Source organism: Sorangium sp. So ce128, assembly GCF_051525245.1.
GTDB classification, from domain to species: domain Bacteria; phylum Myxococcota_A; class Polyangia; order Polyangiales; family Polyangiaceae; genus Sorangium; species Sorangium cellulosum_B.
In genome coordinates this window covers 7,471,146-7,484,596 of the sequence record NZ_CP150313.1, presented here as the reverse complement: position 1 = coordinate 7,484,596, position 13,451 = coordinate 7,471,146, and the positions used below count along the sequence as shown (strand labels likewise).

Sequence of the window (13,451 nt, the reverse complement as noted above, 5' to 3'; positions counted from 1 at the left end):
GCGCGCTACCTCACCCAGGTTGTCCCTGCCCTTTTACCCTCGAAGTACCTACATCGTGAGCACAACATCGGCCATATTGGCGCCGTGAAACGTGCACATCCACCACGTCCCTGCCGGGAATACCACGCTGCGCACGCCGGCGCGCCACCGCTCGAGCGCAGCGCGGTACAATGCGCGAAACCCGCGTACAGTGGCACGAGCCGCGCGCCACGCGTCGCCCTGCTTGCGGCCGACAGCAAACGTCGGATTTCCAGCGCGCGGCGCCTCGAGGCTCGTGATGCGCTCATGGGGCGAGACCTTGCCGACTTGTTCGGCGCCGAGGAAGCGGCGCCCTCGCTGCTTCACCTCCGCTTGCGCCTGCAATTCTTGCCTCTCGAGCTCGGCGGCGATGGCATGGCGAAAGTCCTCCGCGCTGTCATGCTCGATGGTCGGCGGCAGCGTGAGTGACAGCGTTGCTTCTTCCGGCCACTGTGGATTTTTGGGGTCGAAGTATGCGGCGGGACGCGCCGCGCACAACACGCCCCGGCCGATCTCGCCCACGTTCACCTTGGCGCCCGGCCACTCATGCGCATGCGGGACGAGTCCAGCGGCCACAGGGTTTGCGAGGACATAGGCGATCTTCTCCACGACCGCCGCGTGTGTCAGCAGCCGCACCACGCTCGTGGCCTCATGATCCCATACCGGCCCTTCCCACGCGCGGAGCACCTTCGTGCCGAGCGCGACGATGCGATGGAAGAACTGTAGGAAGCGCGGCAGAACGCCGTTCACGTCGGTCACGACGAGGTGCAGGTGCGTCGACATCGCGCAATGCGCATGGACCTCGATGCCGTAGCGGTGTGTCGAGACCGCGAGGGCGTAGACCAAGAGCTGAGTGATGGCTGCGTCGGGGCGGAAGAGGAGATGCCGGCGCAGAACGCGACGGGTGATCAGGTAGGTTGCGCCGGGCGCGATCTGGCGGGGCTGGCTCATGGTCGGGCAGAATTCCAAGAGCCGTGCCGGCGATCGTGGTGAACGATCTCAAGTACTTACCAAGTACTTACCCATGCCTGCAGGTGGCGGCGCCATGGCGGACCGTGCTCCGTGACCCGGCGGGTCGGATCAACCTGGGTGGGTCGGGTTTCCCCCCTCCGGTCAACCTAGGTCGGGTCAGGTCAACCTGGTTGGGTTGCGCCCGCGCGGATCGCCTTGCTGAGCCAGGAGCGCAGCCAGCGATGGCCTGGATCGTCGTGCACGCGCTCGTGCCAGACAGCCGAAGATCGGTCCACGCCGAGCTCGACGGGGGGCCGGGCCGCGCGTAGGCCGAAGGGCGTCGACACCGCCGCGACCGTCGCTGGACACGTCACCACGAGGTCCGAGGCCGCGATCAGGAAAGGCACCGTCACGAAGTGCTGGACCTGCGCGACGATCCGCCGCCGCCGCCCACGAGCTTCCAGCGCGCGATCGACAAGGCTGCCCGGCATGCCGTGCGGAGCGATCAGCACGTGCCCGAGCTCCAGGTAGCGCTCCAGGGTCAGCCGCCGTGACGCTGCGGGGTGGTCCCTGCGCATCAGCGTCACGAATCCCTCCTCCGGCAAGCGCAGCTGTCGTGATGACGGGGGCACGAGGAACTCCGGGACGAACGCCAGATCCGCCGTTCCCCGCTCGAGCCGCCTCACGAAGTCCGCTTCGGCGCGGTCGACCTGCACCGTGATGTACGGTGCCTCGCGCGCCAGCATGGGCAAGAGCCGCGGCAGCGCAACCGCCTCCAGCAGGTCGTTGCCGAGCAGCACGAAGCGGCGCTCGGACGTCGCTGGGTCGAACGGCGCGCCGGCCTGGACCGCCGCCCGCAAGCTCGCGAGCGCCTGTGCCAGCGGATCGGCGAGCGCCTCGGCGCGCGGCGTGAGGGCCAGCAGCGGCCGCCCCGGAGCGAGCAGCGCATCGCCGAAGAACTCGCGCAGCCGCCCGAGCCGCTGGCTCGCAGCCGACTGCGTGATGCCGAGCCGCTTCGCCGCGCGCGTCACGTGCCGCTCGCGCAGCAGCACGTCAAGCGCGAGCAGGAGATTCAGGTCGTCGGGGAGCGTCTCGATCATTAGACACACTAATATATAATATTAGAGCGATATCCTGTACTAATCGTTCGAGCCGCCTCAATCTCTGCGCATGGCCGTCGCTCGCGGAGCCCGGTCTGACGTCCTCTGGAGGATGGAGCGCATCATGGAGAGGAAACTCAAGGTCTCGCGGCGGCGCCTGCTGGAAGGCGTCGCGACGCTCGCCGTGGCCGCGGGAGCGGGCTGGTACGCTGCGGGCCGGGGTGTGTTCGACGATCGGACGGGCGAGCCGTTCGCCCCTTGGACCGCGTTCCGCGGGCAGCGCGGCGGCGAGCTCGCCGAGCTCGTGCGCGCGGCGGTGCTCGCCGCGAGCCCGCACAACACGCAACCCTGGCTGTTCGAGGTCCACCCGGATCGCATCGACGTGTTCTCGGACAGGTCTCGATCGCTCGGCACCATGGATCCGTTCCTGCGCGAGATGCACATCGGGCTCGGTTGCGCGATAGAGAACCTGGCGCTCGCGGCGGGTTCGATGGGATGGGCTCCCCGCGTTGAGCTCGAAGCCGGCCCTCTGCCGGGCTCTGACCCGGAGGGATCTCGCGCTCTCGAGCGCGCGGCGCCGCGGGCGATCCGGGTGGCGAGCGTCCGTATCGAGCCAGGCGCAGCGGCGTCTCCGCTCGCGGAGGTCATCGCACGGCGACACACGAACCGCGGCCCCTACAAGGCGCAGCGCGTGCCTGTGTCGGCGCTCCAGGAGCTCTCGCGCCTGAGCGAAGCGGGCTCCGATGGTGAGGTGGTCTGGCTGGAGCACCCCGATCAGCGCGAGAGCTTCGCCGCTCACACGCTGCGCGCCACCGAGACCATCGTCCGCGACGCGGCGATGGTGCGGGACAGCGACGCGTGGTTCCGGCTGGCGCCGGAGGCGGTACCGAGCCATAGGGACGGGCTGACCCTCGATGTGATGGGGCTCGGTCCGCTGCTCACCGCGGCGGTCAAGCTGCTGCCGCGCCCGTCGGCGGAACAGATGCACGACGACTGGCTCCGCGTCACCCGCGAGGTCCACCTCGCCGGCGATCCCGCCATCGGCGTCATCGCGGTCCGCGACCGCTATGAACTGGGCGCGACGCTCCGCGCCGGGCGCCTGTGGCAACGCATGCATCTCTGGGCGACCGCGCGCGGCATCGCGATGCACCCGCTGAACCAGGTGCCGGAGGTCATCGACCGGGAGCGTATGCTCGGACGAGCGCCGGCGATGGAGCGCTCGTTCACCGAGGCGATGGGTCCAGGCGACCGGCAGCTCACCTTCGCGTTCCGCCTGGGCTTTCCGGAGCGAGAGGGCGTGTGCGGCCCGCGCCGCGCCGCGGAGGAGGTGATCCGCGCCGCGTGAGCGCCGCGCCCCGGCTGGCGTGCTGGCCGAGGGCGGCAAACCCTGGACGCCGAGGAGCGACCGTCACCGCACGGCAATGCCCTGGGCGCCGCCGCCGGGCGTCAATCCACCCGCCTCCCCGCGTGGAATCAGGCCGCCGTCGCGGCTCACCTGGAATGCCGCGATCGTCCCGGTGCCTGCGTTGAGGGTGTACAGAAACCGGCCGTCGCGCGTCATCGTGAGGTCGATCGGCGCCGTTCCGGTGGGGAACGAGGCGGACACGCCGTCGTCGAGCAGCGTCAGCGCGCCCCGGGCGTCGACCTGGAGCCCGGAGAGCGTGTTGCTGCCCGTGTTGGCCGTGAAGACATAGCGGCTCCCAGGGGCGCCGGCGATCCAGCAGGTCGCCCGCTGGAAGGTGTCGACCGTGTCGCTGATGACAGCGAGGCTCCCGTCGGGCCCGATTTTATACGAGGACACCACGCTCGTGTCGCCGGTCGCGGGCACGCCGTCGCCGCCGACCTCCGCCACGATGAGATGGCCCCGACGATCGAAGGCGAAGTCGAACGGGACGAGGCCCCTGGAGATCGTCGTCACCGGCGCCTCGCTGGGCAGTCCGCGGCCGCTCATGGGGAACACGTGGAGCTGATTGGACCCCTTGCCCGCCACGACCAGCGCCTCGCCGTCGGGAGAGAAGCCGATCTGACCCGGCGTCGCGCCGAGCGACGGCGGCGTCGTGCCGCCGAGGCCGAGGCCGCGGTTCGATCCGTCGAGCGGGACGAGCTCGCCGCACGGGTTCACTTCAAAGCCGGCGATGTTGCCTTCGCCACCCACGTTGAGGACATAGAGCAGGTCGCCGTGCGAGGTGACGCTCACCGGGAAGTCGCCGCCCGAGTCGACCACGTCGAGCAGCGTCAGGCCGTGCGGGCCGACGCGGAACATCGACACCTCGCTGCTGCCCGCGTTCACGGCGAACAGGAGCTTTCCGTCCTCGCTGAGGACGAGCGAGCCCTGGGATCCGAGCGCGTTGATCGGCCGGGTCGGCGCGCCGAGCCCTCCGGTCGCGTACGTGCCGGCGTGCGAGAGTGAGCCGTCCGCCGCCCGGTCATACGCCATCACGGAGTTGCCGTCTCCGGCGTTGGTCATGACGAAGATCTGGCCGTGCCGGTGGACGCCGCTGCCGTGCGCCATGGCGTCGCCGGGCGCGCCCGCCGCGAAGAGACCGAAGCTCAGGGCCGTGATGCTCATCGTGCTGCGAAACATGAGAAAGCTCCTGGGGAATGGCGCCGCGAACCCAGCGGCGCGGGCTTGTCGGTGCGTCGATCGTCGAGGCGCATCTCCGTCGTGACGACGGGCACGGCGCGCCCCGAGCTCGCGGGCGCGCGGCTCTGCGCGCTCCGTCGGGCGGGTTCATCCGCTGCTACGCGGAAGCCCCTCCGCGGTTTCGCCGCCATCGACCGGTCCGCTCCGGCGCGCCTCAGGCCCTTCACCCGGCCGCTGCGGCTGGCTGGATGCGCCGGACGGCCATCATCAGCAGGTAGCGGTCCGGGGCGCCAGGCAGGTAGCGCTCCAGGTGGAGCTCCCCCGGCCGGAAGCCGAGCCCATGCAGCAGGCGGAACACGCGGTGCGCGGCCTTCTCGTCGCGAACGGAGCACTCCAGGGTAGCGAACACCGTCGGCGGCACATCGTGGCGCCGCGCCCCCTGCGGCAGCCGACGCCCAGGTCGGATCCGGAACCCGACCTCTCCATGAAGATGGCCGTCCACGAGGTCCAGCGTGCGGACGTACCCGCTGGTCAGCACCGGAATGCGCCTGCGATCCAGCTCTCGCTTGCGCGCCGTCACGGCAGCGCGAAAGGCCAGCGGGCCCTCCGGCGCCGTCGCCGGGAACCAGACCAGCACCGAGGGCTCCTTCCAGTGCTCGAGGTGTATCGGGATCTGCGTCGACGTCACGCCGCGCAGGTACTGATCGGCGATCTGGAGCGAGAGGAGGCGGGCCGTCATGTCCTGCTGCCACGTCGCGAGCATCGCCTCCCGCGACCGGCCGCTCATGCGCAGGAACTCGCGGATCTCCGCGATGGGGAGCCCCGCCGCGCGCAGGCTGCTGATGAAGCGGGCCTCTTCGACCTGCCCTTCCGCGTACACGCGGTAGCCGTTCGCGCGCCGGCCGGTGGGCAGAAGGAGGCCCCTGCGTTGATAGAAGCGAAGCGCGCTCGGCGATAGCCCGCTGCGGTCCGCGAACTGGGAAATCGTGAGCATGCGGCGGATTTTTCCTTGAGCTTCAACCTGGTTCAAGGTGCAGGGTTCGGGCGTCGTCTCCAAGGAGAAGAGCGCATGAACGTTTCCGTCGTGAGCCAGGGCGAGCTCCGGATGGCCGGCATCAAGGTGGTAGGTCGTCGCAGTGAGCTCAGTCATCGCGTGCCCCTCGCATGGATCGAGCTCGTCGACCGCCTCGATTCCGTTCCCCACCGGGTCGACCGGAGCGTGCTGTACGGTGCCTTCCCGGAGAGCGATCACCAGAGGGCGAGCAACGACGGCGTCTACACGTACTGGGTGTGCACCGAGGTGAGCGCGGGCGGGGCGCTTCCGGAGGGGTTGCAGCCGCTGGTGATCCCAGCGCGGACTTACGCGATGGCCCGGGTCGAGGGGACCGCCGAGGCCATCGAGGCGACCTACCTGGGGCTGGCGCGCTGGATCGAGGCGCAGGGCAAGCGCGTCGATGCGGGGGCCTGGTGCCTCGAGCGGTACGACGAGCGTCGGCAAAGGGTGACGCCCCCCTACGAGCGGTTCGACTACGAGGTGTGGAAACCGCTGGACGCATGACGCGCTGGACTGACGCGGCGCGCCGGATGGCTCAACCTCGGATGGGATTGCCCCAACCTGGGTCGGGTCGCTGCCCCAACCTGGGTCGGGTCGCTGCCCCAACCTGGGTCGGGTCGCTGCCCCAACCTGGGTCGGGTCGCTGCCCCAACCTGGGTCGGGTCGCTCGACCCCGGACGGGCGAGCCTGGCATTGCCGCTCGCAGGCGCCGGCTCCGCTTCTTGCGTACCTGAGCAACCGTTCGCTGGGCGCCACGGCACCCGCGCCCTCGGCGGCCCGGATCCAGCGCGAGGTGCCGCGGAAACCGCGCTTCTCCCAGGGCGATGACGCGTGGCATCGCCGATGCTTTGGACGCGATCGCGAAAGTCCATCCACGCTCCAAAGGGAGTTGAACCATGTCCGTCTCGAACGCCCCTCTCACTGGAACCCCCGAAGCTCGCCGGCCCGCCCGCGGCTACGAGCCCGACGCAGGCGCCAGTGTTCGGGACGAGTTCCTCATGCTCGCGTCGCACGAGCTCCTGACGCCGCTGACCTCGCTCAACTTGCAGGTGCAGCGGATGAAGCGGCTGAGCGAGCAACGGGCGGAGGACGGGTCAACGTGGGTCGCCTCGCTCGAGGTCGTCGGCCGGCAGGTCAACCGGCTCACCCGGCTCTGCGATGACATGCTCCAGGCGATCCGGCTCCGAGCGGGTCCGCTCGATCCCGAGCGCGAGACCGTCGATCTCGGGGCGCTCGTCCGGGAGGTGATCGCCGAGCTCCCGGTGGAGCTCCGCTCCCCGTCCTCCACGATCTCCATCGACGCGCCGGAGGGCATCGTCGGCCGCTGGGATCGGGAGCAGATGGGACGCCTCGTGTTCCATCTCGTCAAGAACGCCATCCAGTTCGGCGCCGGCCGGCCGATATCCATCGAGGTGAAGGCCTGTCCCGGCGGAGCGGAGCTCCTCGTCCGCGATCGAGGCGCGGGCATCGCGGAGGAGGACCAGGCCCGCATCTTCAGGTGCTTCGAGCGCGCGGGCGGCGTCGTGCACTTCGGCGGCCTCGGGCTCGGGCTCTACATCGCGCGCGAGATCGTGCGCGCTCACGGCGGAACCATCGGCGTGGAGAGCTCGCCGAGCTGCGGCTCGACGTTCATGGTCGAGCTCCCCCTCGAGCCCGAGCCCGCCAGTCGCGCCGCCATCTCGCTCGCTCCCTGACACCGTCGCTCCCTGCGACGCCCGCCCACACGCCGTCGCCCTCCCCATCCCCTCGTCGAGCGCGCGCCCACACCGCGAGGCGCCGCGCGTCCCCCACCATCCACGTGCGCTCACCGGTCACGTTCGGCGCGCCCGACGGCCGCCGCCACGCGAGGTCCGCCGCGCGAGGCAGCGCAGGCACCCGCCCGCGCGACTTGTCAGCTCGCCGCGAGATCTCGTGATCTCCGGCCTCGCAGAGGACGCCATCACCCGTCGACGACGGGGCGCGCCCTCCCTGGCACGCAATCCATTGCTCGATCGTGTAGCGGTCCGCGCGCTCATCCCCGCTCGCGCGGCCAGCGCGCCGATGTCCCCCGTGAATCTGCGTGAGCTCCGCCGGCACGAGGTGTGCTCTGGCTCACGTGAGGGCTAGGGCCAGATAGGCAATCCGCGTTCGACGAATGCTCGAACGAAGCGGAGCCGATCGATCGATGTGGCGTCGTCGTGGCGCCCGCGTCGCAGGGAGAACCATGAAGATCGAATCGACCAGCGACCTCATCAGCATTGTGCTCGGCAAAGGTCACCCCTCCATCGTCTCGGAGGCTGCGAAGAACACCGAGGCTCACGGCGCGCGTCATCCCACGAGCGCGCGACCCGCCGACCTCGCGGAGCTCGGCGGGGAGAGGAAGGCTCGCGGCGGCACCGCCGCTCCTCGCTACCAGAGCGCCGTGACCCAGCCGGCCGCCGGCCTCGCCAAGGCGCCGGAGCTCCTCGCCGCGAAGCAGCGCGTGCTGTCCGGCAGCAGGCTACCTGCGGCCTCGGTCCGCTTCGCCGGGCCTGCCGACATCGACGTCTTCCTCGGCGAGCTCGATCAGGCGATCCGTCCATTCGAGGACTGCTTGCGAAAGGCAGGGGCCCGACACGGCGACAGGGCCGCCCAGCTCAAGGCCATCATCAAGAAGGCCTCGATCCAGACCAGCAAGACCCGGTTCGAGTGCCTCCGCGACATGGCCGAGTTCGACGCCAGGCTCGAGCGGATCGTGCGGACGGGTGAGCCCATCGTGCTGGCCATGCGGGAGGGCGGCGGCAAGGTGCCAGTGCCGCTCAAGACAGGCAGGTTCGGCCGGGGGCCCGATTTCGCGGAGTTCCTCGGTATCAAGATGCGAGCGGCGCTGGCGCGCGTCCTGCGCGAGTTCCACCCTGGCGGCGCCCACGTGGTCGTCGTGCCGGATACGTGCCTTCACACCCGCGACATGGGCTTCTGCGCGGACGAGGTCCGGAGCCACCTCGAGCAGCTCTGGCGCGATCTGCCCCGCCTCGGCGTCCGTGACGAGGTGATCGTCGCCGATACCCTCGCGTACCTGCCCGCGGACTGGGGCAGCGTCGTCGAGCGCAGCGCCGCGGAGGTGGTCGCCTCGATCGCGGAGGATGAAGTGGTGAGGGAGGCGGCCGCCGCCCAGTCGAGATCGCTGATGTTCATCAAGGACTCCGGCGTCTCCGACGAGGACGAAGCGGTGCTGTTCTATGCCGCCGTGGCCGGGCACCCGGACGGGATCCCCACCGGGCTCGCCGCCCAGGCCAGGGCCTTCCAGGCGGCGACGGACGAGGTGACGCCCCTCTACATGGCCATCAACCATCATGGCATCCGGGGCCTCGGCCTGATCGAGCGGGTGGTCGACGGGCTCGGCTTCTCGAGCGCCAGCTACCTCCGCGCGAGCGTCCACGCCAAGCCCGGCTGTCCGCGGCCCGCCCTCAGCGTCTTCCATGCCCTGGCCCCGGTCGCCCTCTTGCCGATGCACGCCCTCGGCGTGCGCGTGATCGACGAGACGCCTCGCTGGGGGCTCTCGTTCGATGTCGTCGGGCGGATGCGCGGCTGGCAGGCCGTCTGCGAGGCGACCACGGGGCGCTTCCTGTTCTATGAAACGACGCAGGAAGGTGTGGAGATGGGCGGCGCCTGTGCCGAGCGGGCAGCCGCGTGACAGCGCTGCGGAGGCCGGCGGGGGCGCCGGTCTCACCCCCTGTCCAGGAACCGAGGAGGACGCGCGTGCAAGAGTTCGATACGATCGTGCTCGGCGCCGGCATCACCGGCCTCTACTGCAGCTTTCGCCTCGCCCGGCGGGACCCCGGCCGCACCGTCGGGCTCTTCGAAGCCTCGGAGCGGTTCGGGGGCCGGATCGAGACGGTCGACCTCGATGGTTTCCTCGTCGAGTGCGGCCCCATGCGCTTCGAGAAGCGCCGGCAGCGCCTGCTGATGGGGCTGCTCGGCGAGCTCGGCCTGAAGACCAGGCCGTTCACCCCTTATGCGGCCGAGCCCGTCCAGGGGCCGCGGTTCTCCCTCGCCCCCGACGAGGCCGGACCCGCTCATCGCCCCCACACGACGCTCGAGCTGATGAAGCTCGGTATCCTGAGGATCTTGAAGGACACCCCGTGGGCGAGCCCCGGTAACCCGAACGACCCCAGGGACGCGAAGCACCGGGAATGGCTGAGGCGCCTCGCGGGGGACGACTATGCCAGCACGCGCCGCGGCGCCAGGCTGGGAGGCGCCTTCCTCTACGAACAGGGGTTCTGGAACGCGCTGAGCGACGTCCTCAGCCATGGGGCCGTGCTCGCGATCCGGGATCAGGGCACGTTCTTCCACCTGATTCCCGAGAACCCCAACGCCATGGACTGGATCGTCTTCTGGCTTCGCGCGCTGTCCAGCGAGGGGGAGGGGGACGCCTCGCTCGTCAGCATCGAAGGCGGCTCCCGGGCGCTACCCCTCGCCCTGGTGCGGGAGCTCGAGCGGCGCCCCGAGCAGGTCGCCATCCACCTTCGCCACGCGCTCACGTCGCTCACGTCGCTCGCGGCAGCGGAAGGAGGGAAGATCCGCCTGCAGTTCGCCCGCGGCGCGGAGACGGTGGAGGCCGTCGCGAAGCACGTGATCCTCGCCTTGCCCCGCAGCCCCCTGATGCGGCTCGCCGGCTGCTTCTCCCGGGAGATCCAGCGGGATCTCGACGCGGTCTTCGGGTTTCCGCTCCTCAAGTGCTTCCTGGTCACGGACGCGCCGTGGTGGACGGCGCGCACGCCACAGGAACGCGTCGCTGATGCCCGCCAGGGAGGTCCACACCACCTACCGCGAGAGCGACGGCAAGGGCATGATCATGCTCTACACCGATCGACCGGCCACGGAGTTCTGGAAGGTCTATGTCCAGGGCGAGGCCCACGATCGCGCGGAGATCGACGGCAGCGAGGCGCTGAAGCGGCAGCTCCTGAAATACCTCGGCGTGGACCTCCAGGACCCGGCCGGGCGGCAGCGCGCCGCCGGCACCGTGACGACCTGGGCCATCCGGGACTGGAGCCGGGAGCCCTACGGGGCGGGGGCCCATACCTGGCGGCCAGGCGTCAGGTCGTGGGAGGTCCTCGAGAGGCTGAGGGCGTTCGACCTCCCCGGCAGCAACGCGCCTGTCGGCAGCGTCCATGTCTGTGGCGAGGCCTACTGCGATTATCAAGGGATCGAGGGCGCGCTCCGCTCGGCCGAGAGCGCGCTCCAGACCGTGCCCTGATCCTCGATGCGGCGCGCGCTACGGCTCCCGGGGGGGCGCGTACCCGAGCCGCTTGATGCCGAGCGTCTTGAGCTTGTACACGAGCGTGCGCAGCGGCATGCCCAGCGCGCGCGCCGCCTCCGTCTGGTTCCCGCTCGCCTTGCGGAGCGCCTCGACGATCAGCTCGGCCTCGCAGCGCTGCAGCCGCGTCTTCAGGTAGTCCCCGCCCGGGGGCGCGGCGGTGAGCTCTCCGACCTGGTACGGCAGCTCCCCCTCCGCCGCCGGCTCGGAGGAGGGCGCCGCCCGGGCGCGCTCCGGCAGATCCTCCTCGGCGATCCACTCGCCCTCGGCGATGACCACGGCCCGCTCGATCGCGTTCCGCAGCTCCCGCGCGTTCCCCGGCCAGGAGTACGCCCGGAGCCGCGCGAGCGACTCGGCGTCGAAGCCGCGGATCGACCGGCCGTTCGCCTGGTTCGCCTGGTCGAGGAAGCGCAGCGCGAGCGGCTCGATGTCCTCCGGGCGCGCCCGGAGCGGCGGGATCGTCATCGTCATCGTGTTCAGGCGGTAGAACAGATCGCTGCGGAACGCGCCGGACGCGCACATCGCCTCGACGTCGCGGTGGGTCGCCGCGACGACGCGCGCGTCGACGTCGATCGGCTTGTTCGAGCCGACGCGGGTCACCTGCCGCGTCTCGAGGACGCGCAGGAGCGCGGCCTGCACCGCGGCCGGCAGCTCGCCGATCTCGTCGAGGAAGACCGTCCCGCCGTCCGCCGCCTCGAACACCCCTCGCTGCTGCTGCCACGCGCCGGTGAACGCGCCGCGCTCGTGGCCGAAGAGCGTGCTCTCGACGAGCTGCTGCGGGATCGCCCCGCAGTTGACGCACACCATCGGCTTGCCGCTCCGCGGGCCGCTGTCGTGGATCGCCCGCGCCACGACCTCCTTGCCCGTCCCCGTCTCGCCCAGCAAGAGGACCGGGATCGACGAGCGCGAGACCCGCTTGACGATCTCGAAGACGCGGCGCATCGCGGAGCTCACGACGACCGGCTCGAAATTGCAGCTGCCCGGGCTGCTCTTCCAGGTCCCGCCCGGCGCCGAGCGCACCGGCTGCTCCACCGTCGCGCTGCGCACGGCGCTCCAGCACCGATCGAGCAGCTCCTCCGCCACGGTCCCCGCGTCGGGGAACGTCGCGAAGCCCGCGAGCACGACGGGCGACCCGCCCACGGGCGGCGCGGCGAGCGCGCGCGCCACGTCGAGCGCCACCTCCGTCCCGGCCTCGAGCAGCAGCGCCGCCACCACGTCCGAGCTGTAGAGCGCGATCCGGTCCACGGGCCGCAGCAGCGCCCGCACGCGAGGGAACAGGTGGCTCACGTGGGCGCTGGGCTGGCGGGCGACCCGGGCCATCACGACGGCGAAGCTCCGCCCGAAGTACCGCGCGCGCTTCACCTCCTCCTCGAGGGCGACGCGGAGCTGCTCGTGGCTCATCAGCCCTGGCAGCTCGTCCTCGGCCGCCGTGATCGAGCGGACGGCGACCACCACCTTGCCGAGGATCACCTCCTCGCCCGGCTTCACCTCGCCTCGCGTGATGCGCTCGCCGCCGAGCCACGTGCCGTTGGTCGAGCGCAGATCCTCGATGACGACCTTGTCGCCGGACTGGGTGAAGCGGGCGTGCTCGCGCGAGAGGCTGACGTCGCCGATCTGGACCTGCGACGGCGGCGCCCGGCCGATCACGACCGGCACGCCCGGGCTCAGCACGGCGCGCTCGGCGCCGTCGCGGTGGTAGACGAGCAGGGCGACGCGTCGATCGTCCTGCCTGACACCCTGGATCGCATCGATGAAGCTGCTGGACAGCGGCGTTGTCTCCGGGCCGATGTCCGTCTCGCGAATGACTGCCACGCTGCTCACCCCCTTCTCAGACGACCTCGCCCCCGGGCTCGCGGGCGGCGCGTCGCGCGCGCTCCCGCGGCGTGCGCCGGCGAGCCCGCCCGCCCGCGCTCCAGGCAGGCGCTCGCTGACGCTGAATTGCGCACCAGCACGGGCGTCTCCGGCGGGCGGCGACGCACCAGCTTGTCCATCAGGGTCCGGTGTTCATGAAGCGCATCCCACGCACCCCGCGCCTCCAACGCGTCCAATGCACCCGCCGCACCTTGCAATTCAAGCACCACCTGGGCGTCGAGCTCGCTGGTGACAAGGAGACGGTGTTCCTGATCGGCGAGCGTGAGCGCACCATGCTCCGCGGCCGTGTCGTTCACCTCCTGGTGCCGCTCGCCCGGCTCACGCTCGTGTTCGGCTGTCATCACGACGCCCGCCTCGGCGTGCAGGGCGCTGACCGAGCTCAATCAGCTCTTCCGAACGGGCGAACCGGGAAGAGGACCTGAACCCTGTGCCGCTGGTCGTCTGATTCCGCTCCGTCTACCAGAGATTTGGAGAGGGAGAATTTAACGCAAAAGCGAAAAGGCGCAAAGACGCAAAGACGCAAAGACGCAAAGACGCAAAGACGCAAAGACGCAAAGACGCAAAGACGCAAAGACGCAAAGACGCAAGAAAGAATCA

Annotated in this window: 11 protein-coding genes and 1 pseudogene; 6 read left to right on the top strand and 6 right to left on the bottom strand. The window is 70.5% G+C overall.

What is annotated here, in order from left to right:
* Window positions 1–48: 48 nt before the first annotated feature.
* Complete coding sequence (locus WME82_RS28375; RefSeq protein ID WP_438037849.1) at window positions 49–969, bottom strand: transposase; 921 nt, start codon at window positions 967–969, stop codon at window positions 49–51.
* A 182-nt stretch (window positions 970–1,151) separates the two neighbouring features.
* Window positions 1,152–2,069: a LysR family transcriptional regulator gene (locus tag WME82_RS28370; protein ID WP_438037848.1), complete on the bottom strand. Its 918-nt coding sequence runs from the start codon at window positions 2,067–2,069 to the stop codon at window positions 1,152–1,154.
* Window positions 2,070–2,193: 124 nt separating this feature from the next.
* Here WME82_RS28370 and WME82_RS28365 point away from each other — a divergent pair, with 124 nt between their 5' ends.
* Complete coding sequence (locus tag WME82_RS28365) at window positions 2,194–3,414, top strand: Acg family FMN-binding oxidoreductase (protein ID WP_438037847.1); 1,221 nt, start codon at window positions 2,194–2,196, stop codon at window positions 3,412–3,414.
* Between the two features lie 63 nt (window positions 3,415–3,477).
* Here WME82_RS28365 and WME82_RS28360 read toward each other — a convergent pair whose 3' ends face one another.
* Both WME82_RS28360 and WME82_RS28355 read right to left on the bottom strand, forming a co-directional pair.
* On the bottom strand, window positions 3,478–4,653 hold the full coding sequence (locus tag WME82_RS28360) for a lactonase family protein (protein WP_438037846.1): 1,176 nt from the start codon (window positions 4,651–4,653) through the stop codon (window positions 3,478–3,480).
* Window positions 4,654–4,876: 223 nt separating this feature from the next.
* Window positions 4,877–5,647, bottom strand: coding sequence for a MerR family transcriptional regulator (locus WME82_RS28355; protein WP_438037845.1), 771 nt, complete (start codon window positions 5,645–5,647; stop codon window positions 4,877–4,879).
* A 75-nt stretch (window positions 5,648–5,722) separates the two neighbouring features.
* Between WME82_RS28355 and WME82_RS28350 the strand changes: the two genes are divergently transcribed.
* The 5 genes and pseudogenes from WME82_RS28350 (at window position 5,723) to WME82_RS28330 (ending at window position 10,922) form a co-directional block, all read left to right on the top strand.
* Window positions 5,723–6,211 (top strand): GyrI-like domain-containing protein, encoded by a 489-nt coding sequence (locus WME82_RS28350; RefSeq protein WP_438037844.1) that lies wholly within the window; start codon window positions 5,723–5,725, stop codon window positions 6,209–6,211.
* Between the two features lie 392 nt (window positions 6,212–6,603).
* Entirely contained in the window at window positions 6,604–7,401 is a 798-nt protein-coding gene (locus WME82_RS28345; protein ID WP_438037843.1) for a sensor histidine kinase, read from the top strand.
* A 509-nt stretch (window positions 7,402–7,910) separates the two neighbouring features.
* A complete protein-coding gene (locus WME82_RS28340) occupies window positions 7,911–9,359 on the top strand; it encodes a hypothetical protein (protein ID WP_438037842.1) in 1,449 nt (482 codons plus the stop codon).
* Window positions 9,356–10,390: pseudogene (locus WME82_RS28335) on the top strand (FAD-dependent oxidoreductase); the annotation flags it as partial. The gene WME82_RS28340 and the pseudogene WME82_RS28335, both read left to right, overlap by 4 nt.
* A 73-nt stretch (window positions 10,391–10,463) precedes the next feature.
* Window positions 10,464–10,922 (top strand): hypothetical protein, encoded by a 459-nt coding sequence (locus WME82_RS28330; RefSeq protein WP_438045022.1) that lies wholly within the window; start codon window positions 10,464–10,466, stop codon window positions 10,920–10,922.
* An 18-nt stretch (window positions 10,923–10,940) separates the two neighbouring features.
* Here WME82_RS28330 and WME82_RS28325 read toward each other — a convergent pair whose 3' ends face one another.
* Window positions 10,941–12,794 (bottom strand): sigma 54-interacting transcriptional regulator, encoded by a 1,854-nt coding sequence (locus tag WME82_RS28325; protein WP_438037841.1) that lies wholly within the window; start codon window positions 12,792–12,794, stop codon window positions 10,941–10,943.
* Window positions 12,795–12,799: 5 nt separating this feature from the next.
* Window positions 12,800–13,237, bottom strand: a complete 438-nt coding sequence (locus tag WME82_RS28320) for a hypothetical protein (protein WP_438037840.1) — start codon at window positions 13,235–13,237, stop codon at window positions 12,800–12,802.
* Between the last annotated feature and the right edge of the window lie 214 nt (window positions 13,238–13,451).

Excerpts from the sequence above, each read along its gene's own strand:
- WME82_RS28345 (WP_438037843.1), top strand. The coding sequence starts at position 6,604 with ATGTCCGTCTCGAACGCCCCTCTCACTGGAACCCCCGAAGCTCGCCGG.
- WME82_RS28365 (WP_438037847.1), top strand. The coding sequence starts at position 2,194 with ATGGAGAGGAAACTCAAGGTCTCGCGGCGGCGCCTGCTGGAAGGCGTC.
- WME82_RS28375 (WP_438037849.1), bottom strand. The coding sequence starts at position 969 with ATGAGCCAGCCCCGCCAGATCGCGCCCGGCGCAACCTACCTGATCACC.
- WME82_RS28355 (WP_438037845.1), bottom strand. The coding sequence starts at position 5,647 with ATGCTCACGATTTCCCAGTTCGCGGACCGCAGCGGGCTATCGCCGAGC.
- WME82_RS28350 (WP_438037844.1), top strand. The coding sequence starts at position 5,723 with ATGAACGTTTCCGTCGTGAGCCAGGGCGAGCTCCGGATGGCCGGCATC.
- WME82_RS28370 (WP_438037848.1), bottom strand. The coding sequence starts at position 2,069 with ATGATCGAGACGCTCCCCGACGACCTGAATCTCCTGCTCGCGCTTGAC.
- WME82_RS28360 (WP_438037846.1), bottom strand. The coding sequence starts at position 4,653 with ATGTTTCGCAGCACGATGAGCATCACGGCCCTGAGCTTCGGTCTCTTC.
- WME82_RS28340 (WP_438037842.1), top strand. The coding sequence starts at position 7,911 with ATGAAGATCGAATCGACCAGCGACCTCATCAGCATTGTGCTCGGCAAA.
- WME82_RS28330 (WP_438045022.1), top strand. The coding sequence starts at position 10,464 with ATGCCCGCCAGGGAGGTCCACACCACCTACCGCGAGAGCGACGGCAAG.